At 36.2% G+C, this 22,364-nt stretch carries 18 protein-coding genes and 1 tRNA gene; 17 read left to right on the forward strand and 2 right to left on the reverse strand.

What is annotated here, in order from left to right:
- The first annotated feature begins 85 nt into the window (after positions 1–85).
- Positions 86–1,381, forward strand: a complete 1,296-nt coding sequence (nagP, locus tag ACT3RM_RS10080; RefSeq protein WP_441833957.1) for an N-acetylglucosamine MFS transporter NagP — start codon at positions 86–88, stop codon at positions 1,379–1,381.
- A gap of 373 nt (positions 1,382–1,754) precedes the next feature.
- Here the strand turns inward: nagP and ACT3RM_RS10085 are convergent.
- A tRNA-His gene (locus ACT3RM_RS10085) sits at positions 1,755–1,830 on the reverse strand.
- A 484-nt stretch (positions 1,831–2,314) separates the two neighbouring features.
- Between ACT3RM_RS10085 and ACT3RM_RS10090 the strand changes: the two genes are divergently transcribed.
- From ACT3RM_RS10090 to ACT3RM_RS10165, 16 genes are all read left to right on the forward strand, one after another.
- Complete coding sequence (locus ACT3RM_RS10090; RefSeq protein ID WP_441833958.1) at positions 2,315–3,133, forward strand: mechanosensitive ion channel family protein; 819 nt, start codon at positions 2,315–2,317, stop codon at positions 3,131–3,133.
- A gap of 27 nt (positions 3,134–3,160) precedes the next feature.
- Positions 3,161–3,937 (forward strand): DUF481 domain-containing protein, encoded by a 777-nt coding sequence (locus ACT3RM_RS10095; RefSeq protein ID WP_441992923.1) that lies wholly within the window; start codon positions 3,161–3,163, stop codon positions 3,935–3,937.
- Between the two features lie 124 nt (positions 3,938–4,061).
- Positions 4,062–6,737 (forward strand): SLBB domain-containing protein, encoded by a 2,676-nt coding sequence (locus ACT3RM_RS10100; RefSeq protein ID WP_441994887.1) that lies wholly within the window; start codon positions 4,062–4,064, stop codon positions 6,735–6,737.
- Between the two features lie 81 nt (positions 6,738–6,818).
- Complete coding sequence (locus ACT3RM_RS10105) at positions 6,819–7,766, forward strand: Wzz/FepE/Etk N-terminal domain-containing protein (RefSeq protein WP_441994886.1); 948 nt, start codon at positions 6,819–6,821, stop codon at positions 7,764–7,766.
- 46 nt (positions 7,767–7,812) lie between these two features.
- A complete protein-coding gene (gene rfbB, locus ACT3RM_RS10110; protein ID WP_441993388.1) occupies positions 7,813–8,892 on the forward strand; it encodes a dTDP-glucose 4,6-dehydratase in 1,080 nt (359 codons plus the stop codon).
- A gap of 10 nt (positions 8,893–8,902) precedes the next feature.
- Positions 8,903–9,778 (forward strand): glucose-1-phosphate thymidylyltransferase RfbA, encoded by an 876-nt coding sequence (gene rfbA / locus ACT3RM_RS10115; protein WP_441993387.1) that lies wholly within the window; start codon positions 8,903–8,905, stop codon positions 9,776–9,778.
- The gene (locus ACT3RM_RS10120) at positions 9,779–11,221 is read left to right on the forward strand and encodes a lipopolysaccharide biosynthesis protein (RefSeq protein WP_441994885.1); all 1,443 of its coding nucleotides are present in this window, start codon (positions 9,779–9,781) and stop codon (positions 11,219–11,221) included. It abuts the gene before it with no gap.
- Positions 11,222–11,223: 2 nt separating this feature from the next.
- The gene (locus tag ACT3RM_RS10125; RefSeq protein WP_441993384.1) at positions 11,224–12,315 is read left to right on the forward strand and encodes a DegT/DnrJ/EryC1/StrS family aminotransferase; all 1,092 of its coding nucleotides are present in this window, start codon (positions 11,224–11,226) and stop codon (positions 12,313–12,315) included.
- Positions 12,308–12,757, forward strand: coding sequence for a GNAT family N-acetyltransferase (locus ACT3RM_RS10130; protein ID WP_441993382.1), 450 nt, complete (start codon positions 12,308–12,310; stop codon positions 12,755–12,757). Before ACT3RM_RS10125 ends, ACT3RM_RS10130 begins: the two co-directional genes overlap by 8 nt.
- Positions 12,757–13,671, forward strand: a complete 915-nt coding sequence (locus ACT3RM_RS10135) for a 1-aminocyclopropane-1-carboxylate deaminase/D-cysteine desulfhydrase (RefSeq protein WP_441993381.1) — start codon at positions 12,757–12,759, stop codon at positions 13,669–13,671. The genes ACT3RM_RS10130 and ACT3RM_RS10135 overlap by 1 nt, the downstream gene beginning before the upstream one ends.
- Positions 13,668–14,675: an ATP-grasp domain-containing protein gene (locus ACT3RM_RS10140; RefSeq protein ID WP_441994883.1), complete on the forward strand. Its 1,008-nt coding sequence runs from the start codon at positions 13,668–13,670 to the stop codon at positions 14,673–14,675. The genes ACT3RM_RS10135 and ACT3RM_RS10140 overlap by 4 nt, the downstream gene beginning before the upstream one ends.
- Before the next feature lie 61 nt (positions 14,676–14,736).
- Complete coding sequence (locus ACT3RM_RS10145) at positions 14,737–15,786, forward strand: glycosyltransferase family 2 protein (protein WP_441994882.1); 1,050 nt, start codon at positions 14,737–14,739, stop codon at positions 15,784–15,786.
- Positions 15,787–15,808: 22 nt separating this feature from the next.
- A complete protein-coding gene (locus tag ACT3RM_RS10150) occupies positions 15,809–17,020 on the forward strand; it encodes an O-antigen ligase family protein (RefSeq protein ID WP_441994881.1) in 1,212 nt (403 codons plus the stop codon).
- Between the two features lie 33 nt (positions 17,021–17,053).
- Positions 17,054–17,848 carry a glycosyltransferase gene (locus ACT3RM_RS10155; protein WP_441994880.1) on the forward strand — a complete coding sequence of 265 codons (795 nt, stop codon included), beginning with the start codon at positions 17,054–17,056 and terminating at the stop codon, positions 17,846–17,848.
- 490 nt (positions 17,849–18,338) lie between these two features.
- Positions 18,339–19,391, forward strand: coding sequence for a UDP-N-acetylglucosamine--undecaprenyl-phosphate N-acetylglucosaminephosphotransferase (wecA, locus tag ACT3RM_RS10160; RefSeq protein ID WP_441994879.1), 1,053 nt, complete (start codon positions 18,339–18,341; stop codon positions 19,389–19,391).
- Between the two features lie 126 nt (positions 19,392–19,517).
- Positions 19,518–20,282 (forward strand): glycosyltransferase family 2 protein, encoded by a 765-nt coding sequence (locus ACT3RM_RS10165; RefSeq protein WP_441994877.1) that lies wholly within the window; start codon positions 19,518–19,520, stop codon positions 20,280–20,282.
- A gap of 610 nt (positions 20,283–20,892) precedes the next feature.
- Here ACT3RM_RS10165 and ACT3RM_RS10170 read toward each other — a convergent pair.
- Entirely contained in the window at positions 20,893–22,263 is a 1,371-nt protein-coding gene (locus ACT3RM_RS10170; protein ID WP_441994876.1) for an MBL fold metallo-hydrolase RNA specificity domain-containing protein, read from the reverse strand.
- Positions 22,264–22,364 lie beyond the last annotated feature (101 nt).

Below are 22,364 nucleotides of genomic sequence, written 5' to 3' on the forward strand. Positions count from 1 at the left end.
GAAATAATATTATTAATCTTAATTGCCTTGTGGCGGCTTAAAATATCGTCAACCAAGTAATTAGACCAGCAACAAGAAGATGTTTATGAAAGCCTCTGTGTCAAAAGAAAATAACCAAAGTAATTTTATCCCAATGGCGATTGTTGCCATGTTGTTTTTTATTCTAGGTTTTGCGACCTGGTTAAACGGTTCATTAATGCCGTATTTAAAACAAGTTTTACAACTTAGCCCATTTCAAGCCTCATTAATTCTATTTTCATTCTATATTGCGGTAACATTTACCGCAGTTCCATCAGCAATGATTATACGTAAAGTCGGCTACAAAAAAGGAATGGCACTAGGTATGGGCACCATGATGGTTGCAGGCTTATTATTTATCCCTGCGGCTAAAACCCAAGTGTTTGCACTGTTTTTATTGGCGCAGCTTGTTATGGGCGCGGGGCAGACCTTATTACAAACAGCGGTAAACCCGTATGTGGTTCGACTTGGACCTGAAGAGTCTGCAGCGGCGCGCGTAAGTATTATGGGTATCTTGAATAAAGGAGCTGGCGTTATAGCGCCAATTGTATTTACAGCACTTATTTTAAGTGATTTCACCGGCTCTGTAGGTAAAGAGCTTAGCCAGTCGGAAATAGATGTCATGGCAAATAGCTTAATTTACCCTTACCTTGGAATGGCACTCTTTATGGGGGCACTTGGCTTCGCCGTTACTAAAATGCCTTTGCCAGAACTTGTAGACGACGACGCTGCAGAAGGTAAAGGGCATTTTAAAGCCGCTCTTGCGCATCCTAGTTTGGCATTAGGTGTAATGGCACTATTTGTTTATGTGGCAGTAGAAGTAATAGCTGGTGATACTATCGGCACATTTGCACTATCACTAGGCGTTGAAAAGTACAGTGTGATGACCTCATATACAATGAGTTGTATGGTGCTAGGTTATATTTTAGGCATTGCACTGATTCCGCGAGTTATATCGCAACAAGCCGCATTAACAATATCAGCTATTTTAGGTTGTGTGTTAACGCTGGCTATCGTATTTGGTGACAATAGCTCAGTAACTATTGCCAATACCCTAGGTTTAGAAGTATTGTTACCCGATACACTGCTGATGATCGCTGTATTAGGTTTTGCAAATGCGATTGTATGGCCTGCAGTTTGGGCATTAGCCCTATCTGGTTTAGGTAAACTTACCAGTGTTGGTTCAGGGTTATTGGTAATGGGTATTGCCGGCGGCGCATTTGGTCCATTATTTTGGGGCCTAGCAAGTGGTGGTGTTGACTCAGCCGAAGCACAGCAAGCGGCTTATATAGTTATGTTACCTTGTTATTTATTTATTCTTTTCTATGCTGTTAAAGGTCATAAAATGAAAAGCTGGAAATAAACAGCATTACTAGCTGAAAAGACAAAGTTGTAAGTTAGAAAATTCAGAAGATAAAAGTGATAGGTTAAAATGAATTTAAGCTTTTAAAAGAATTTCTATAATGTAGAAATAATCCCGTGTGTAATGCCACCGAAAGGTGGCATTTTTTTGCCTTTTATTTGGTTCATAACACACTCGTAGAAAATAGCTTTAGCCATCAATTGTATTGTATCTTTGCGATTTCATTGCACAAAACTTCGCAGCTGAAGCTGCTCCGACAGGAGTTATAGATCTGTGTATTATTACAAATGTAAAATTGCCACATAAATGATTTGTGCGATTTATATAATAAATTTTTGTAATATAAGGTTTTGATAAAAACAAGAAAGGAAAATGGGGCGATTGACGGGGTTCGAACCCGCGACAACCGGAATCACAATCCGGGGCTCTACCAACTGAGCTACAACCGCCACAACACACCTCGATTGGTGTGGCGCGGATAATACATAAAAATATAAATGTTGTGAAGGGCTAAAGGATAAAAAAATGAAATAATCTAAAAAAAGTCACAAATACACCCAAAACACCTCAATATATGGTTTCAGTTAGCATTAAAAGTGATTTAGGCAAGATATTGATTGCAAGTAATAATGATTCAATTGTTAAAACCAACAACGCAGTATAAATCGCCTTTAAACCAACCTTTTAGACTTTTCATAAAAGGTTACTTTCACCGTTGTTACTTACTAAAAGGGACTCCCCTTGTGGTTAAATAAGCCTTGATATTAAGCTTCTGTGTAGCGCTGAGTTCTGCATTAAACTTAGAGTTACTAAACAGTAAATGTTAATGGGTTTTTCTAATTGTATATTTTTTAATAAAGTGATAAAAAAAAAGTATAAAATCATATATAATTTCTACAGCAAATCGCTTAATACTGAATCTCAGGAGTTACAATGGATATGATACTTAACTGGATCAATGAAAATTCGAGTTTGATTATGCATTACGGCATTCAAGCTGTAGTTGCACTCATTATCTTTTTACTAGGTGGCCGGGTTGCCAAATTTTGTGCAAGCTTAACTGAAAGAGCCTTCGCTAAAAAGAAAGTTGATAAAGCTGTTGGTTCATTTGTTTCAAGTATTGTTTATGCGATTGTGTTCATAGCAACCATTTTAATGGCGTTATCGCAAATCGGCATTGAAACAACGTCATTTATCGCTATTCTAGGTGCTGCTGGTTTAGCTGTTGGTTTAGCATTACAAGGTTCGCTTTCAAATTTTGCATCTGGCGTACTTATTATCGTACTACGCCCGTTTAAATCAGGTGACTGGGTTGAAGCTGGTGGTAAGTCAGGAACTGTAATGAAAATCGACATTTTCTCTACCGAGTTTCGTACTCCTGATAATAAAGTAATTATCATGCCTAATTCGTCAATTATGTCAGGCGCGATTGTAAATTATTCACGTGAAGCAACCCGCCGTATTGATTTAGTGATTGGTGTTGGCTACGATACCGATCTTCGTAAAGCAAAAGAAGTATTAAAGTCGGTGCTTGATACAGAAGAACGTATTTTAAAAGAGCCAGCCTATAACATTGCTGTTTCTGAACTTGCGGATTCAAGCGTTAACTTTATTGTTCGTCCATGGGTGAATGCTGCTGATTACTGGCCTACTTACTGGGATTTATTAGAGCGTATTAAAATAGCGTTAGACGACGCCGATATCAATATCCCATTTCCACAAATGGACGTTCATTTTCACAAGCAAGATTAATTATATTAAGTATTTAAGGTTTTATTAATGAAATTAAAGTTTTTATCAATGCTAGTTGCAGCTTCAGCTGCAAGCAATGTCGCTGCAGAAGAAGTGCAAACTTGGCAAGTTACCAGTGAGCTAGGTGCTATTATCACTAGCGGTAATACTGAAACAACTACTTTAAAAGGTGGTATTAAGGTTTTACAAAATCTAGAACACTGGAATAACGAATATAAAATAGATGGTATTTATAAAGAAGACGAAATCGAAAACGATGCCGGCGTTAAAGAAGAGCAGCGCACTAACGAAAAGTATTCAATTTCTGCCCAGGGTAACTATAAATTAAGTAACGATTACTCGCATTTATTCATATATGGTTCACACGTTTCAGATTACTTTGGTGCTTATCGTAACGAATCTGTTATTTCTGCGGGTTATGGTCAACGTTTAATTAACCGCTCAGATATGTGGTTAAATGCTGAAGTTGGTCCGGGTTATAAATATTTTCAATACCCAGATAACAGTACTGAAGTTGATGAAAATGGTAATTCACTAGCGGGTGAGTCTGAAGGCGAAATTATTGCCTTAGGTAAGCTTGATTACAACTGGCAGATTTCAGATAACGCAAAGTTTCTTCAGTTAGTTGCAGTTGAATATGGTGATACTAATACCAAAGTGCGTTCTGAAACGGCACTTCTAGCTAAAATCAGCGGTTCACTTCAAATGAAAGTGGCTTACAACATCATTAACAATTCTGATGTAGCCGATGACAAAGAAAGTACAGATACAGAAACTTCATTAACATTGGTTTACAGTTTTTAAGTCAAAAACAGTTACAATGGCATATTAGTGAAAAAAGGGGCAATAGTCCCTTTTTTATTTGTCTTAAAATAATGTAGAATTGCCAATCATTTTTTTGGCCGTAGACTTAGGGAATTACCTACCTGTGAAGCTTTTTAATCTGTTCTTAACTGCTGTTGTTTTATTTACAAGTACTTTTTCGCTCGCATTTACGCCAAGCACTGCACAGATTGAGCAGTTCCAAAAATTACCTAAAGCGCAGCAAGAAGCGCTTGCTAAGCAATACGGAGTAGACCTTTCTACGATTTCCGGTGGCAATGCAAACACTAACTCCCAAGAAAAAGAAACACCGACTATTAACTTTCGCGAAAAAGAAGAAGAGCCCTTAACTGATGAAGAGCGCTTTAAGCCAAAAGAAGGTGAAGTAGAACCATTTGGCTATGAGCTTTTTGCCGGTGAGCCAACTACATTTATGCCAAGTGAGACTGCGGCAGTACCTGAAACCTATTTAATAGGCCGAGGCGATCAACTCAATATTAACTTTTACGGTAAAGAAAGTGAAAACTATGAAGTCATAGTGGATCGTGAAGGGCGTTTAAGTATTCCAAATTTAAGTCCAGTACAAGTTGCAGGGTTAACTTTTGGCGAAGTAAAAGAATTAGTAAAGAAAAAAGTTGAACAAGAAATTATAGGTGTACAGGCATTTGTATCACTTGGACAATTACGCAGTATGCGAATTTTGGTACTAGGTGAAGCGTATAAGCCAGGAAGTTATAGTGTGTCATCTTTAACTACTGTGTCACATGCACTGTTTATCAGTGGTGGTGTCTCGGATATAGCCTCACTTCGTAATATTCAAGTAAAGCGAGCTGGTAAAGTGGTCAATAATTTTGACCTATATGACTTACTTATAAATGGCGATAGCCAAAACGATATTATTTTAAAGCCAGGAGATGTGGTATTTATACCGCCAGTAGGTGCACAAGTCGCAGTTGAAGGCTTGGTTAAACGCCCAGCTATTTTTGAGCTCAAACAAGGTGAATCAGCTGAAAGTATTTTAAAAATGGCTGGAGGACTAAAGCCACAAGCTTACGCTCAAAAAGCCATTGTAGAACGGTTTAATAACCACAATAGAAAAGAAATTCTCTCAGTAGATTTTTCCCAAAAGCAAATTAATTATACCCCACAAGATGGCGACCGAATTCGTTTTAATCCTGTCAGCTTACAGTACGAAAATTCAATTAGTGTTATTGGCGCTGCAGCACGCCCAGGGCATTATCAATGGCATGAAGGTAAGCGTATTTCAGATGTATTTACATCAGTGCGTGGCGACTTATTACCACAAGCAGATTTAACTTATGGTTTGTTAGTGCGCGAGATTAATACCTCAGGTGATATTGAAGTACACCAATTTGATATTGCACAAGCAGTTGTTAAAGCCCCAGCACATGACCTAGCATTACAAGCGAATGATAAGTTGTATGTGTTTAGCCGCTTTGAAGAAAAAGCAGCAGAGGAACTCGCTCTTGAAAACTTAGCTCTTAGCGAAGAGCAGAAAAAACAACAGCTAAAAGCCAAACAATGGCATCAATATCAGCAAAAAGAATTTGAGAAATATATTGGCGTGCAAGAACAGGAAGCTCAATCAAAAGAAAAACTAGAAGAAGCGAACTTGACCCTTGCTCAATTAGCAAAACAACGTAAAGCTAAAGAAAGCAAAGGACTCGAAATTGAAGATTATGCCGTTTTCAGTCGCTATAATTTATTAAAACCAATAAAAGCAAAATTAAAACAACAAGCCTCAGTAGAAACTGCAATGCAACTTATCGAAATTAATGGTCATGTTGCTTTTCCTGGGGTGTACCCACTAACGGTTGGTGCTGAAGTGAATGAGCTCATAGCGGCTGCAGGTGGTTTATTAGAGTCGGCTTATACTAAGCAAGCAGAAATAACACGTATAGTTGCAGGTGATGCCTCGCAAGTTGAACATATCAAATTCAACTTACATAACGCTATGTTGGGGGAGGAGGGCGATAATCGCCTATTACGCAGTAAAGATAGCTTAAATATTTTCTCAATTCCTAACTGGCAAGAAAATGTAAAGGTAGAGTTGAAAGGTGAAGTGAAGTTCCCTGGAACATATACAATTCGCCGTGGCGAAACATTAACTAATTTATTAGAACGTGCCGGTGGTTTCTCAAAATTTGCTGAACAAAGAGCCGCAATCTTTACTCGTGAAGCTATTCGCGAGCAAGAACAAAAGCAATTAGCCAAATTATCAGAAGACCTACGCCGAGACATTGCACAAAAAAGCTTTGAAAATTCGGTGGGTGGAAATTCACTTTCTTATGACGAAATGAGCAAGTTACTTGACGATTTAGCTAGTGTTGAAGCTGTAGGGCGTTTGGTTATTGATTTACCACTTATCGTAGAAGATAAGCAAAAGCTTGTACTACAAGATGGGGATACCTTATATGTACCCAGTAAACGAGATTCAGTCAGTGTGATAGGTGAAGTTAATTACTCCACCTCGCACCTTTATAAGCCCGGAGTGTCATTTGAAGACTATATTGACTTAAGTGGTGGCTTTAAAGTGCGTGCTGACGAAGAGCGCATTTATATTATTAAAGCCAATGGCTCAGTAGTTATTCCAGACTCAGGTAATTGGTTTGCAGTTAATGATTCACAAACACTCGAAGCTGGTGACACGATTGTAGTACCGTTAAATTCAGGTTATATGGATAACCTAACGCTTTGGAGTACTGGAACACAGATTGTATATCAATTGGGTGTAGCGCTTGCTGCGATTAGTAGTATTTAATAACTGATTTTAATAGCCAGTTCTAACTGAGTATATTCTTTGTTTAATCTGGCTAAGTAATTCACTTGAAATGAGATAAGAATGAGTAAATACGGAAAAGCTGATAATCAGGATTTGCTTGATGATGAGGTAAGTCTATACGAATTGTTTTCTGTGTTAATGGAAGCGAAGTGGTTTATTATTGGTTTTACGATGTGTATGGCTGTTTTTTCAGTAGTGTACGCAATTTATCAGCCAAATATATATCAGTCAGAAGCTTTACTAACTCCAGCTGAACAGCAGCAGTCAGGTGGGCTTGGAGCTATTGCTGGCCAATTCGGTGGTTTGGCTAGTTTAGCTGGGGTTGATTTTGGAAGCTCAGCGGCAAGTAATAAAACGGATCTTGCTATAGCTATACTTAAGTCTAGGAGATTTACAGCTGAATTTATACAGAACCATAATATATTACCAGACTTAATGGCTGCAAAATCTTGGGATCCTATAAAAAATAGTATCGTATACGATGAAAGTATCTATGATCAAAGTAAGGATGAGTGGGTACGAGAAGTAAAGCCACCTTTTAAACCAAAACCATCGATGCAAGAAGCGTATAAAGAGTTTAGTGAAATAATAAGTGCTAGCAAAGACCCTGAAGCAGGTATGATTATTATATCTGTAGACCATATTTCACCTACAGTTGCACAACAGTGGGTTAACTGGTTGATAAACGATATTAATCTAACTATGAAAAATCGTGATGTTATAGAGGCAACCAAAAGCATAGAGTTTCTCACTGCTCAAATAGAGAAAACAAATGTGGCTGATATTCGAGCTGTTTTATATAACTTAATAGAGGAACAAGCTAAGACAGTAATGTTTGCAAACGTAAGAGATGAATATGTATTCAAAACAATAGATCCAGCTTTAGTACCTGAAGTAAAATTAAAACCAAAACGAGCTTTGATTGTGGTTATAAGTACATTTTTCGCTGGTGTCATAAGTGTTTTCTTTGTTTTAATTAGATTTTATTTATCTGGCAAGCGTTATTAAGTTTGCTTTTATATAAAAGTTATAAGTTCATATTCTAGGAGTTGTTGTGAAAATACTTGTTACAGGTGGTGCAGGTTTTATAGGCTCGGCTGTTATTCGCCATATAATCGAAAATACAACAGATTCAGTTATTAACCTAGATAAACTTACCTACGCGGGCAACTTAGAATCTTTAAGGTCAGTAGGTGGTAATGAACGGTATGAATTTGAGCAGGTTGATATTTGCAACCGTGAAGCGCTTGATCGTGTGTTTAATGAGTATAAACCTGATGCAGTAATGCATTTAGCAGCAGAAAGCCATGTGGATCGCTCTATAACTGGTCCTGCAGAATTTATTCAAACTAATATTGTAGGCACTTATAACTTATTAGAAGCGGCTCGTGAATATTGGAATACATTAAAAGATGATGCAAAGAACGCTTTCAGATTTCATCATATTTCAACAGATGAAGTATATGGTGATTTACCGCATCCTGATGAGCAAAAAGGTGAATTGCCCCTGTTTACTGAGCAAACGTCTTATGCACCAAGTAGCCCATATTCAGCAAGCAAAGCCTCTAGTGATCATTTAGTGCGAGCTTGGTTACGTACGTATGGATTTCCTACTGTTGTTACCAATTGCTCAAATAATTATGGCCCGTATCACTTCCCTGAAAAGTTAATTCCCTTAGTTATTTTGAATGCACTTGAAGGTAAAAGTTTGCCAATATATGGCAAAGGTGACCAAATTCGAGATTGGCTTTATGTAGAAGACCACGCACGTGCTTTATATAAAGTAGTCAGCAAAGGTAAAGTTGGTGAAACCTATAATATCGGCGGTCACAACGAAAAACAAAATATTGAAGTGGTACAAACCATTTGTAGTATTTTAGATATCTTAGTACCAAAAGAAACAAAGTACGCTGAGCAAATTATCTATGTAACCGACCGACCCGGACACGACAGACGCTATGCGATTGACTCGTCAAAGATGCAAAAAGAGTTAGGGTGGACACCAGCGGAAACATTTGAAACAGGTTTACGTAAAACCGTTCAATGGTACCTTAAAAATCAACAATGGTGCACCAATGTACAAGACGGTTCATACCAACGAGAACGTCTTGGCGAAATAGCAACACAAGCTTAAGGAGAGCGAAGTGAAAGGAATTATTCTCGCAGGTGGCTCTGGCACTCGTCTTTACCCGATCACTCAAGGTGTATCTAAACAGTTACTGCCTATTTATGATAAGCCAATGATTTTTTATCCCATATCTGTACTCATGTTAGCGGGTATTCAGGATATTTTAATTATATCTACCTCAGAAGATATAAGTGGTTATCAGCGATTATTATCTGACGGTTCGCAGTTTGGTATTAACATTACCTATGCGATTCAACCGAGCCCTGATGGCTTAGCGCAGGCGTTTATTATCGGTGAAGAGTTTATAGGTCAGGACGATGTTTGTTTAGTTTTAGGTGATAATATTTTTTATGGCCAAGGTTTTACCTCTAAATTACAGCATGCCGTTGATAATGCTAAAAGTGGCCAAGGTGCGACGGTATTTGGTTACCAAGTAAAAGACCCTGAACGTTTTGGTGTAGTTGAGTTTGACCAAAATAAAAAAGCAATTTCTATCGAAGAAAAACCAACTAAACCTAAATCGCACTTTGCAGTAACAGGCTTATATTTTTACGATAATTCTGTAGTCGAGTTGGCAAAAAAGGTAAAGCCCTCAGACAGAGGTGAGCTAGAAATTACCTGCCTTAATGAAATGTACTTACAGCAAAATAAACTTAATGTAGAAATGTTAGGTCGAGGTTTTACATGGCTTGATACAGGGACACATGAAAGCTTACTTGAAGCCGCACAATTTGTAGAAACAATTGAAAGATGCCAAGGTTATAAAATAGCGTGTTTAGAAGAAGTTGCTTATAACAACGGTTGGTTGGCGGCTGAAAGCATTGATGAAAAAGCCAAGCAAATGTCTAAAAATGGATACGGAAAATACTTAGCTGGGTTGTTAACTAAATAAATGAAGTCGACAACCAGTGCGTTAAAATGGAGTGCTATAGAGCGCTTAGCAACTCAGTTCATTCAATTAATTGTAATGCTTTTTTTAGCGCGACTGCTGGGGCCAAATGCATTTGGCTTAGTGGGTATGTTGGCTGTATTTATTGCCATTGCGCAAACATTTGTTGATAGCGGGTTTTCTTCTGCACTTATTCGCCATACAGAAAGAACAGAGGCAGACTTCTCGACGGCATTTTATTTCAACATTATAGTTAGTTTATGTTGTTATTTGATTTTGTTTATTTCTGCACCATTTATAGCCGGTTTTTTTGCACAGCCCATTCTTAGTGAATTATTGCGAGTTCTCGGTATTGTTGTAATTATTAATAGTTTCGCCATAGTACAACGAGCAAAACTAACAATCGCAATGAACTTTAAAACGCAGGCTAAAGCATCATTAATTGGCGTAGTACTAAGCAGTGGTGTGGGTATTACCTTAGCTAAGTTCGGCTTTGGGGTTTGGGCTTTAGTGGGTCAAACACTGTCTCAAGCAGTAATCAACGTATTATTACTTAATATATTTTCCTCTTGGTGGCCAAAAACAGAATTTAGCAAAAAATCCTTTGATTATTTATTTGGTTTTGGCTCCAAATTATTGGTGGCGGGGCTTCTTGACACAATTTATAAAAACATTTATCAAGTTGTGATAGGTAAGCAATTTAGTGCATCACAAGTAGGATTTTTTACCCAGGCGAACCAATTAGCTAGTGTGCCAGCAATGACATTAACGACGGTTATACAACGTGTTACTTACCCCATGTTGAGTAATATCCAAAACAATGTTAATAAGTTTGAAAATACTTATGTATTAACATTAAGGATGGCAGCATTAATTGTATTCCCACTAATCGTAGGTTTAGCTATTTCAGCGACGCCTCTTATTGATGCTGTACTTGGTGAGCAATGGCTGCCTGCAGCAGAATTACTTGTCATTTTGTGTTTTTCTTTCATGTTATATCCAATACATGCAATAAACTTAAATCTACTTAACGTAAAAGGCCGTTCAGATATATTTTTAAAGCTAGAGATTATTAAAAAAAGTTTAATAACGTTAATGCTGTTCATTACCGTGCCTATGGGCGTTAAAGCCATGTGTATTGGCATGGTCATTAATTCTTATATCGCCTTTTTTATTAACTCATATTACACAGGTCAATTTAGCCGCTTAAAAACAGGCCAACAGTTAGTGGCATTAATGCCCATTTATATAAGTGTGATGGTTTGTGCGAGTACAACATATTTAGCGGCAAACTACATAGTAACTAAATTTACATTAAGTCCTTATATACATTTATCAATAAATTTGGTCATGATGCCTATTCTTTATATTATTATTGTTCGCGCAACGCAAAGGGATTTATATTCTCAAATTATGGCTATTATATTTAAAAGAAAGGTGAGTTAAATATGGATAAAATTACTGTAACTTCACCATTGTTACCCCCGCTAGAGGAGCTAACCCCCTACCTTGAAGATATTTGGCAGCGTAAGTGGTTAACGAATAGTGGTCATTATCATCAGCAATTAGAGCAAGTCTTGTGTGAATACCTTGATGTTCCTTATATTAGTTTGTTTTCTAACGGAACGTTAGCACTTATTACCGTATTGCAAGCACTTGAGCTGAAAGGTGAGGTTATAACCACGCCTTATACTTTTGTTGCAACAGCCCATGCCATTAAATGGAATAACTTAACCCCCGTTTTTGTTGATGTTGATCCTGAAACGTTTAACTTAGATCCTAAAAAAGTTGAAGCTGCAATTACCGATAAAACCTGTGCAATTTTGCCTGTGCATGTATATGGTACACCGTGTGATAATGACGCTATACAACAAATAGCCAATAAGCATAATTTACACGTTGTGTACGACGCCGCTCATGCATTTGCAGTAAAAGAGAATAACCAATCTATTTTAAATTATGGTGATTATTCTATTTTAAGCTTTCACGCAACTAAAGCCTATTCAACTATTGAAGGCGGCGCGGTAGTTTGTAAAACGTTAGAAGAAAAAAATAAGCTCGATCAATTAAAAAACTTTGGTTTTGAATCTGAAACACAAATTAGCATGTGTGGTATGAATGCAAAACTAAATGAAGTCCAAGCCGCTTTTGGTCTTGTCGCGTTAACAAAAATTGACGATGCTATTGCTAAAAGAAAAACGATAGCCTCTAAATATAATGAGACACTGAACGAAGTAAACGGTATTTCACCGCTTATATGTAAAAATAACATTGAGCAAAATTATTCATATTATCCAATAGTTATTGATGAAGCCGTTTACGGTATGAGCCGCGATGAACTATTAGAAAAACTTCAGCAGAATAATATTCTCGCAAGACGTTATTTTTATCCTTTAGTGACGGATTTTGAAATATATAAGCCATACAAAGTTGATGCACCTATTGCTCAATCGATATCTGATAATGTTCTTTGTTTACCGATCCATAACGATATCTGTAGCAAAGATTTAAAGAAAGTTATTGAGGTTGTCTGTGGTTAGTTTGTTAAAAAATACTGATTATAACTATTTATTAAACCTCTTAATTGCAGTTGATAGCGATTTTTACCCGTCTTTAAGTTCTAGAGTGAACTTGGAGCAATATACCTCAAAACTACTTGAAAAAGGGCGTGTTTTCGGTGTTTATAAAGAAAACAAATTAATTGGTGCTGTTGCTATCTATATGAATGATGTAGATAACAAAGTTAGCTATTGCCCATTTATTGCAGTCTTACCTGATTTTAGAGCACAAGGTATTAGTTTGTTATTAATTGAATCAGCTATTGCAGAATTAAAACGTCAAGAATTCAAAAAGCTATCTTTAACAGTCAGAGCAGATAGCCCAGCAAGTAAATTATATAAAAAAGTGGGCTTTGTAATTATTAAAAATTTTAATTATGACAAAACTGATATTCAAGGTTATGAAATGGAGTTAACAATATAATGTCTTCGTTAATAACTCCGTTGATAAAAGTTAAGTACTTAGGTTTAAATTTATTCATAAAACGTGATGATCTATATCCTATTTCTGGTGGTGGAAATAAAGGTCGAAAATTAGCGTATATTTTACAAAAGTGTTTAAACGATAACTGTAATGCTGTAGTCACCTGTGGTGGTGAGCAATCAAACCATGTAAGAGCGACTGCTATTCGCTGCAAAGAGTTAGGCCTTGCCTGTACTATTGTTATTCATGCGCCTAAGCCAAAGGTTATTGAAGGTAACTTAAAGCTCCTACACATATTAGGTGTTAAAATAGTTTTTTGTAGTATGTCAGATGTATCGAATGTAATGGATGCTGAAATGGCTATGCATCGCCAGCAAGGTCTGACCCCTTTTTATATATGGGGAGGGGGTCATTGTATCGAAGGAACTAACGCTTACGTTGATGCTGCTTTTGAGGCGCAAAACCAATCAACAGTACCGTTTGACTATGTTTTTCATGCAAGTGGTACTGGTGCAACGCAAGCAGGTTTGCATGTAGGTTTTAAGCAAATAAATTCAGCTACTCAGGTTGTCGGTATTAGTGTCGCGAGAGAAAACCCAAGGGGTACTGAAGCAATTACAGGCTCTGTTTTAGACTATGTTAAACACCACGGTTTAAACGAAAGTTTACGTGATGATGTTATCTTTGATGATAATTTCACGTGTGGTGGTTACGAAAAAAATAATATAGAGCAGTTAAATACTATAAAGAAAGTAGCAGAGCAAACAGGGATAATCCTTGACCCAACATATACAGGAAAAGCCTGGTATGGAATGGAGCAATATATTAACTCAGGGAAAGTAAAAACTGGTAGCAATGTTTTGTTTTGGCATACTGGTGGTTTATTAAACTTAATGGCATCAAAATTTATATGAATATATTATTAACATCCGTTGGCAGACGCACTTATTTAGTTGAGTACTTTAAGACCGCGCTGGAAGAATTAAATGGAAAAGTTCATGCGGCAAATAGTGTTGAAACTTACGCTTTGAGTCAAGCCGATGCTTTTACGTTAACGCCGCAAATTTATTCTGACACCTACATATCATTTTTACTTGATTACTGTAAAAAAAATGATATCTCGGTGATTATCTCGCTTTTTGATATAGATTTACCCATATTAGCAAACCATAAAAAAGTGTTTAAAGAGCAGGGGATCGACGTTATTGTATCAGAGCCTGAAGTTATTGATATTTGTAATGACAAATGGAAAACCTATCAGTTTTTAACAAAACATAACATTAAGACCCCGAAAACGTATATCGCGCTTACCGAAGCGAGTGACGCATTAAGCTTAGGTGACTTACAGTATCCTGTAATAATTAAGCCGCGTTGGGGGATGGGCTCTATAGGTATTTATAAAGCGGAGGATCAAGAAGAGTTACGTGTGCTTTATAAAAAAGTACAAAATGAAATTGAATCATCCTATTTAAAATTTGAATCAAATACAGATATCAATAATGCCATTTTAATACAGCAATGCATACAAAGTGATGAATACGGTATTGAAGTAATAAATGACTTACAAAAAAACTATGTTACAACATTTTGTAAGCATAAATTAGCGATGCGCTCAGGTGAAACAGACCAAGCCATGACGATTGAAAATACTAAGCTGTCAAAGATAGGACAAAACCTATCATTAGCACTTGGTCATATTGGCGTGCTTGATTCTGATTGCTTAGTTGAAAATGATGAGTTTTACGTGCTGGAGTTGAATGCCCGTTTTGGTGGGCAATACCCGTTTTCACACTTGGCGGGTGCAAATATACCACAGCAAATTATAGATTGGTGCGCTGATAAAGGTACTGTTTTAAATAATGTGACAATAACACCGAATGTCGTAATGGCTAAAAATATTCAACCGGTAATCCTTTAATCGAATGATGCGTTTGTTAAGAGTCAATTCATATTGCAAAGTATTATTAGGAGAGAGTTAAGTGCCAGACAAGTTATTTAATATTGATGCTTTTAGAACTGAACCACTACCAACCGAAGCCGAAGTAATGGCCAACTGGCAAGGTGATATTGAAAAGCCTATGGTCAGTATACTGTGCAATACTTACAATCAAAAAATATATATTGAAGATGCTTTCAGAGGTTTTTTGATTCAACAAACAGGCTTCGTTTTTGAGGTGATTATCCACGATGATGCTTCAACAGATGGCACGAGTGATATTGTTAGAGAGTATGCAAAACGTTATCCTAAAATTTTTAAACCTGTCATTCAAACTGAAAACCAATATTCACAAAAGAAAAAAATAATAAGTATCTCTGCTTCTTACGCAAAAGGTGAATATATAGCTATATGTGAAGGTGATGATTTTTGGATTGACGAATTTAAGTTAAATAAACAGGTTAATGCTTTACTTGAACTCCCTAACCTAAAGTTATGCTTTACTGCAGCACTCAGTCTTGATCAAAATAACTGTACTAAGGTTATTGCAAGCTATAACAATGATAAATTAATAATTCCGTCTTCTGAAGTTATTCAAGGGGGGGGAGACTTTATCCCTACAGCATCGATAGTCATGCATAGTAGTGTAATGAAAAGCCTCCCTACTTGGTTTGCTAGCGCCCCTGTTGGAGATATTTTTATTCAAATAAATGGTGCGAAAGACGGTGGTGCTTTATATCTTCCTGATCATACAACAGTCTATAGAGTCGAAGCTCTTGGTTCATGGAGTGCCTCACAAAAGTTAGTTAGCGAGGATAAAATTAAAAATAATGTAGAGCTATTAGTTAAATGTTATAGCTTACTTGCTCAAGGCGGTACATATAAAAGTGATTTTGAACAAGCAATACTTAATGTTTATATTTCAAATGCATTAAAAGCCATATCACAAAAAAGGTACGGGCTTGCAAAATACTTTATAGATATGTCAAAAACGATTCCAATTAATAGTAAAAGAAAACTTACCCTCATTTGCTTTAAGTATTTTTTACCGCTGTTCAGATTTTTAAAGAACGCTTTAAAAAGTAAAGTATGAGCACTTAATATAGGTCATATAAATGCTCATAAAAACTAAACATATATTCTTTTTTTTATTAATCTTTTTATCCCTTTATACTGTCCGGATCGCTGGGCCTATATCTGTTGCTGATTTAGGTTCTATTTTTTTTGTTTTAATCTCATTATTAAAATATAGAAAGGTAGTATTGAGCGATTATAATATGATCTTTGTTATCTGGGTACTTGTTTCGTTTATATCGTCACTGAGCTTAATGTATGAAGGTTATTTCACGGTTACAGGGTTTTTCGGTACTGCAATAAGGATCCTTGTTTCACTTTCCCTTATGCTTTGCTTACCTCTTTGGCTCAGAACCGAAAAAAATAAGTTTGCAGTAGCAAATAGCTTGTCGTCTGTAGTTATTTTTCATAGTTTCGTGCAGCTATTATTTGTTGCGCTATTTTATTTAAACAAAGCACCTTTTCTTAATTTAGTTCCACATGGTGATCAATCTAATAGACAGCATTGGCTTAATATATACGACTATACATTTTACACCCGGTTTGGAGGTGTATTTGAAGAGCCGTCTTGGTATTCGTGGTTCATGGTTGCTTGTCTAGGTTTAATTATCGCGTACGAAATACATAATAAGGTAACGTTAATCACAAAAAAGAAATGGTTAGTTATTTTATTAGCTTTATTTTTTACTTACTCGATAGCTGGTATTGCATCTGTTTGTATTTTGCTTGCTTACAAAGTATTGAGTGGGAATGGAAAAGCGAAACTCCAAGGAGTGGTTTTGGCATCAATCAGCATTCCTACTATAGTGCTTTTAAACCCTGATTCTGCTTTATTAAATCGTATAATTGGAATACTTAGTGGTAATGATGGTTCATCAAACACACGAATTTTTGATGCATTTAGTAAGTTAAAAGTGATTCTATCAAATAATCTAAGTGGCACAGGTATTGGTAATAGTCTAGAAGGGATTTTATATTATGATCATGCACAACAATTTAATATTACTTCTACGCAAAATGGTTATGTCGAAGCCTTTGTCTCTACAGGATTAATAGGCGGTGCGATATTCATGGTGCCCTTTATTTACTTTATGTTTGAGAAGAAGTATAGGCTATCGCTCATTACAATGACGCTGGTTTTTTTTACAACAAGTGCACTATTTATAGTGGTAATGTGGTTTTTTATGAGTTTGTCATATTATCTATATAAAAAGCCAAGAAACGAAAAGAAAAGTAGTTCAGCCTTAACTTAGCTGTATGCGAGTAAATTATTTAATGAAGGTACCATGAAAAAAGAGTTAGTTATATCAACAGTATTTAGTCACTTAAGTAAAACTAAGCAGCTTGCTGAGCAATGCTTTTCTTCAACGGGCATACGTTCAACAATTGTATGCCAGCTATTTGAACTAAAGGATACAAGCTATCCAAATGAGTACACTCAAGCCTATAATATTATTTATTCAGAAGATCGTGGCTTAGCAAGAAGTCGAATGCTGGGGGTATTAGCTTCAAGTGCAGACTTAATTTGGATCGCCGATGATGATATAGAAGTGATTCCTCAGGGAGCCGAAGAAGCTTTTCATGCATTAGAAGTAAGTAATGCTGATTTTATAACCACTAAATATGCTATTAATGAGTCTCAGGAACGTAAAAAGTATTCAGATTCAGAGTATAAACATAATCGAATAAGTGCGATGAAAGTAAGTTCGATAGAAATATTTGTTAACAAAAACAAGATCCTTAACAAGGGGGTTGCCTTTGATACTCGTTTCGGTTTAGGTGCGCATTATAAGTCTGGCGAAGAAAATGTGTTCCTTACTGATATTTTATCTAAAGGTGGACAAGGTCATTATGTACCAATTATGACGTCGTATCATCCCGATGAAACATCAGGAGGTGATTTTAAAAGTCCGCAAGCAAATGAATCTAAAGGGGCGATATTTCGCAGAGTTTTTGGCTTTTATGGTATCCCATTGTTAATTGCTTTTTATTTAAAAAGGTTGCTGAAAAAAGAAATTAGATTAGCTTGTTTTTTTTCCACACTACTTGTCTCATTTAGAGGTTTTTTTGAATTTAAATAATGTTTTATACTTTATTACACTTTGTATTATAATTATTATAAATATTCACTTATTACTTAGTAGTTAGGCTTGTTTTTGTGACTCAACGAAACCGCAAAATCATTTAGGTGGTATTATTGCCACTCAAGCAGAGATGCTCTATGACAAAATAGCGTGGCACTTTTTCAAGAATTTAAACTTTATAAAAAAACTAATCTCTGATGAATATTCATTTCCAGAAGCTGCTCGTTCACTAGACGCTGGTGAAACAGCCCTTCATCGCAGGGTTAAACAATTATAAGTCCAAGGAGATTACCCCACAACATTGCGCTCAATTAGAAACAGTTGTATCAAAGTCCTTTTTTAACAAGCTTCTAAAAAGTAGGCTTTTATGTATAATGCACGTTTTTTTAGCTTTGTAGTTATTTTGGTTTACATATTGTAACAGTATTTTCTTTTTGGATGTGTTCTGATGGTCTCAGAACTAAACTTTGCTATATCTAGGGTTAAAATGTCGGCGATTGTTTTTTCATTCTGCATAAGTTTTATTTCAATTTTATTAATGAAACCTTTTGCTTTTCGTATTGGTTTAGTAGATGAACCTAATTATCGAAAGAACCATAATGGATCCATTCCTTTAATTGGAGGGCTCTCTGTTTTTTCTGGTGCAGCATTTAGCTCTGTATTATTTTTAGACTTAAACCTTCAGCTCCAATTCTTTCTTTTCGCAGCTTTTGCATTGCTTGTGTTGGGAGCTTTCGATGATAAATATGATTTGTCCGTAAAATCCCGTATTGCAGTCCAAGTTTTACTTTCTTTTTTAATGGCGTATTTCACTGGTTTATCAATATCAGACCTTGGGAATCTAGGCGGCGCTGGGGATATAAAGTTGGGTGGCTTTTCTATCGTTTTCACCTGCATCGCTGTTATTGCAGCAATTAATGCATTTAATATGATTGATGGTATTGATGGGTTGGTAGGTACTCTTAGCTTTATATCATTCGGCTTTATTAGCTGGTTTCTGTTTTCAGAGCAAAATTCTTGGTATTTGCTCGCTTTATTGTTCATGGCATCACTAAGTGCATTTTTGGTATTCAATTTGCGCTGGCCATTTAAAGGCGTTAATAAAATTTTCATGGGTGATGCTGGCAGCATGCTAATTGGCTTCTCTGTCGTATGGTTGTTAATAGTGGGTACCCAGGTTGAGAATAAGGCTTTTAACCCTGTTACATGTTTGTATTTTATAGCTATACCTCTTATGGATATGGCTGCAATAATGTATCGAAGAATAAAAAAGGGTAAGTCACCGTTTAAGCCAGACCGTGAGCATTTGCACCATATATTTGAAAGGGCTGGGTACTCTCGAAAACAATCATTATTTTATATCGCGTTAGTTGCAACTTGTATTGCAAGTGCAGGGGCATCAATGGAGGCTTTAGGTGCACCTGAATGGTTTATGCTGCTCGTTTTTCTGACTATATTTGTGATCTATAACAACTTACTAATGCATATTTGGCGCATTGTTGCATGGATTCGCAAGAAGAAAAATGCCCAGATTATATAATATGAGTACCAATTATTATAAGTAGTGATTAGCCACTTCGCTTTAAAAATAAACTCAACAACTTCAATTCCTAATGATATTTTGTTTTAAATAGGAAAGTTATTTACTATTTTATGGTTTAATATTTTGAAAAATATAAAAGTTTCTATAATCACCGCTACATATAATTCCGAAGATTTTATTCTAGATACCTACCAAGGCATACTAAATCAAACATGTAATAACTGGGAGTGGCTCATCACTGATGACTGCTCCTCAGATAAAACCTTATCTATTTTAGCTGAATTGGTTAAAAAAGATCCAAGAGTGAAATGCTTTAAGAATAATAAAAACTCCGGTGCGGCTAAGTCTCGTAATAATAGTATCAAGCACGCGACTGGAGAGTTTCTCGCGTTTGTAGATAGTGACGATATTTGGACTCCAGATAAATTAGAAGTACAACTTGGTCAAATGGAAGCAAAGCAGTTAGCATTTAGCTTTACCGGTTATAGTTTAATAACCGAGCAAGGTGAACCATTAGAGCAAACAGTAGATAAAGATAACATCGGCTTTGTAAATTACGAAGATATGCTGAAAAAGAAAGCAACGTTAGGCTGTTCAACTGTGATACTAAAAATTGATCAATTTAACAAAGAAGACCTACAGATGCCTGATCTAAGAACTGGTCAAGACTATGCCTTTTGGTTAAAACTATTAAAAGAAGGAGCGAATGCATATTGTATCGGGGGTACTTATACATTATACAGAATTGTGAGTAATTCAATCTCTAGAAATAAATTCAAAAAATCAAAGAGACAATGGCTTATTTATCGAAGAGTTGAGAAGTTAGGGTTTATAAAATCTTCAGTATGTTTTATGTTTTATGCATACAGAGCTATATTTAGATGTTAAGTGTATTTTTTAATTTTCGAGTAAAAATAACGGAAAGTGTTAGTAATAATTATAAATGTACTATCGTAGGATTGGTAGGCTTGTTTGACGTTATGTTATTAGCACTAAACAGTCAGATTATTACTCTTTATAGATGAGCAAAAAATAGCGTTGCTGAACAATAAATATTTACCTTTATAGGGTTTAAGGGTAAGAGTTTTTTAAATAAGTCGGTTAACTTTATTGCTACTACTGATAAGTTAAAAGTTTATACAAAAGTAAGCTTTGTTATTATTGCTACACCTACGGATTACGTCCTGCAACAAATTACTTTAATACCAAATAATCAGTTAAAGCTGTGACCTCAGATGTGTTCTGTATTAATGCCTCTATATTAATAACTATAAAATAAACAGTACTTGTTGGTTTCACAGAAAAGTAAAAAAGTACTTTAATGAATTTAAGCAAATATCTGATATGGTTGTTTAAGCCCGTATGGTTGATAAGCCGAGTGATATTGCAGAGAAAGTTTATTTGCGCGACTTGTTTAGTCGAAATTAATCACCGCGAGACGATTAAAAATCAGTAACCTTTTCGTACCTTAAACCGCTCCTATGTGAGATTGTCTGATCTATTTTGCTATTTCGACTTTTACATCCATACCTAACACCTCTTTGTACTTTTGAGCTAACGCTTGCTTGGCTTGCTCGTCGCCGTGCACTATTTTTATAAGCTTAGGCTTTTTGTGTATGCCGGTTACAAATTTAATTAACCCATTTTGATCGGCATGGGCGCTGTAACCGCTAATAGTATGCACTTTTGCATTAATAGTAATACGTGTATCGTTTATATAAACATAACCATTTTTAGGCCCGTAGGTTTGGATGTCTCGCCCGAGCGTGCCGCGACCTTGGTAACCTACAAATAATACATCAGTGGTTTTGTCATTTAAGAATCGCTCTAAGTAATTAACAATTCGGCCACCGCTACACATACCGCTTGCAGCTAAAATAATGGCTGGTGTTTGCCGCGAACTTAAATAGTTAATTATAGCTATATGCTCCTTGTGTGAATCAACAGTCGTTAGATTTTTAAAATCGAGCGGGTGCCTACCGTTTGCAATTTTGCGTTTTGCCTCACTATCCCATAGGTGCTTAAACTTTTTGTATTGCTCAGTAAAATTGGCTGCCATAGGGGAGTCGAGTATTACGTGAATGTCTCGCCACTTAGCCTTTTTAGATGAACTATGTATGAGTTGCTCTAGCTCGTATAGCAACTCTTGTGTGCGGCCAATACTAAAAGCAGGTACTAAAATAACACCATTATCGGTTACTGCGCGTTCAATAATATTTTTTAAAACTTTAGTGCGCTCCTTACGGCCTTGGTGGTTTTTATCACCGTAGGTTGATTCAATTACTAGGGTGTCGGCTTTATAGGGCGGCTTAGGTGAGGGGAGTAGCGGAGTATACGGCGCGCCCAAATCGCCTGAAAATACAACACGATGATTGTTGTTATCGCTATTTGTAACATCAATTTCAATATAGGCGGAGCCTAATATATGCCCAGCACGCTGAAACCTCGCTTTAACTTTATTAAATCCCTTGCAAGGTAGTTCAAACCACGTTTTATAATCAACAGCAACTATGCGCTTATTCAATAAGCTTAAACATGCGGCTATAATTTTAGGGTCGTGGGTTACACCCACTTTTAAAGCATCTTCTATTACTAAAGGTAATAAACTGGCTGATGCAATACTTGTAAAAACTGGCCCTTTAAAACCGGCTGCTAATAAGTAAGGAATTCGACCAACATGATCAATATGGCAATGGGTAACAATAAGCGCAGTAATATGGGTTATATTAAACCCAATTGATAAATCGGCTTTAGAGTCTTCGCCTTGGAATAACCCGCAATCAATAAGCAGACTTGTTTGTTGGTTAATAACCAGTTCGTGGCACGAACCAGTAACCCCATTAACCGCTCCGTGGTGAAGTATTTGCATTATGCTTCCTTGTTATCAATTTGTTATATTGAATTTTAAGGTAGAGGTAAAGCTATAAATATTCAAGGTTCTAAATATAAACAATAATAAACAATCATCGC

The sequence above is a fragment of the Pseudoalteromonas sp. AOP7-A1-14 genome (assembly GCF_052376275.1).
Lineage (GTDB): Bacteria > Pseudomonadota > Gammaproteobacteria > Enterobacterales > Alteromonadaceae > Pseudoalteromonas.

Excerpts from the sequence above, each read along its gene's own strand:
- ACT3RM_RS10105 (WP_441994886.1), top strand. The coding sequence starts at position 6,819 with ATGAGTAAATACGGAAAAGCTGATAATCAGGATTTGCTTGATGATGAG.
- ACT3RM_RS10095 (WP_441992923.1), top strand. The coding sequence starts at position 3,161 with ATGAAATTAAAGTTTTTATCAATGCTAGTTGCAGCTTCAGCTGCAAGC.
- ACT3RM_RS10155 (WP_441994880.1), top strand. The coding sequence starts at position 17,054 with ATGAAAAAAGAGTTAGTTATATCAACAGTATTTAGTCACTTAAGTAAA.
- ACT3RM_RS10090 (WP_441833958.1), top strand. The coding sequence starts at position 2,315 with ATGGATATGATACTTAACTGGATCAATGAAAATTCGAGTTTGATTATG.
- ACT3RM_RS10135 (WP_441993381.1), top strand. The coding sequence starts at position 12,757 with ATGTCTTCGTTAATAACTCCGTTGATAAAAGTTAAGTACTTAGGTTTA.
- wecA (WP_441994879.1), top strand. The coding sequence starts at position 18,339 with ATGTCGGCGATTGTTTTTTCATTCTGCATAAGTTTTATTTCAATTTTA.
- ACT3RM_RS10120 (WP_441994885.1), top strand. The coding sequence starts at position 9,779 with ATGAAGTCGACAACCAGTGCGTTAAAATGGAGTGCTATAGAGCGCTTA.
- ACT3RM_RS10170 (WP_441994876.1), bottom strand. The coding sequence starts at position 22,263 with ATGCAAATACTTCACCACGGAGCGGTTAATGGGGTTACTGGTTCGTGC.
- ACT3RM_RS10125 (WP_441993384.1), top strand. The coding sequence starts at position 11,224 with ATGGATAAAATTACTGTAACTTCACCATTGTTACCCCCGCTAGAGGAG.
- nagP (WP_441833957.1), top strand. The coding sequence starts at position 86 with ATGAAAGCCTCTGTGTCAAAAGAAAATAACCAAAGTAATTTTATCCCA.
- ACT3RM_RS10140 (WP_441994883.1), top strand. The coding sequence starts at position 13,668 with ATGAATATATTATTAACATCCGTTGGCAGACGCACTTATTTAGTTGAG.
- ACT3RM_RS10150 (WP_441994881.1), top strand. The coding sequence starts at position 15,809 with ATGCTCATAAAAACTAAACATATATTCTTTTTTTTATTAATCTTTTTA.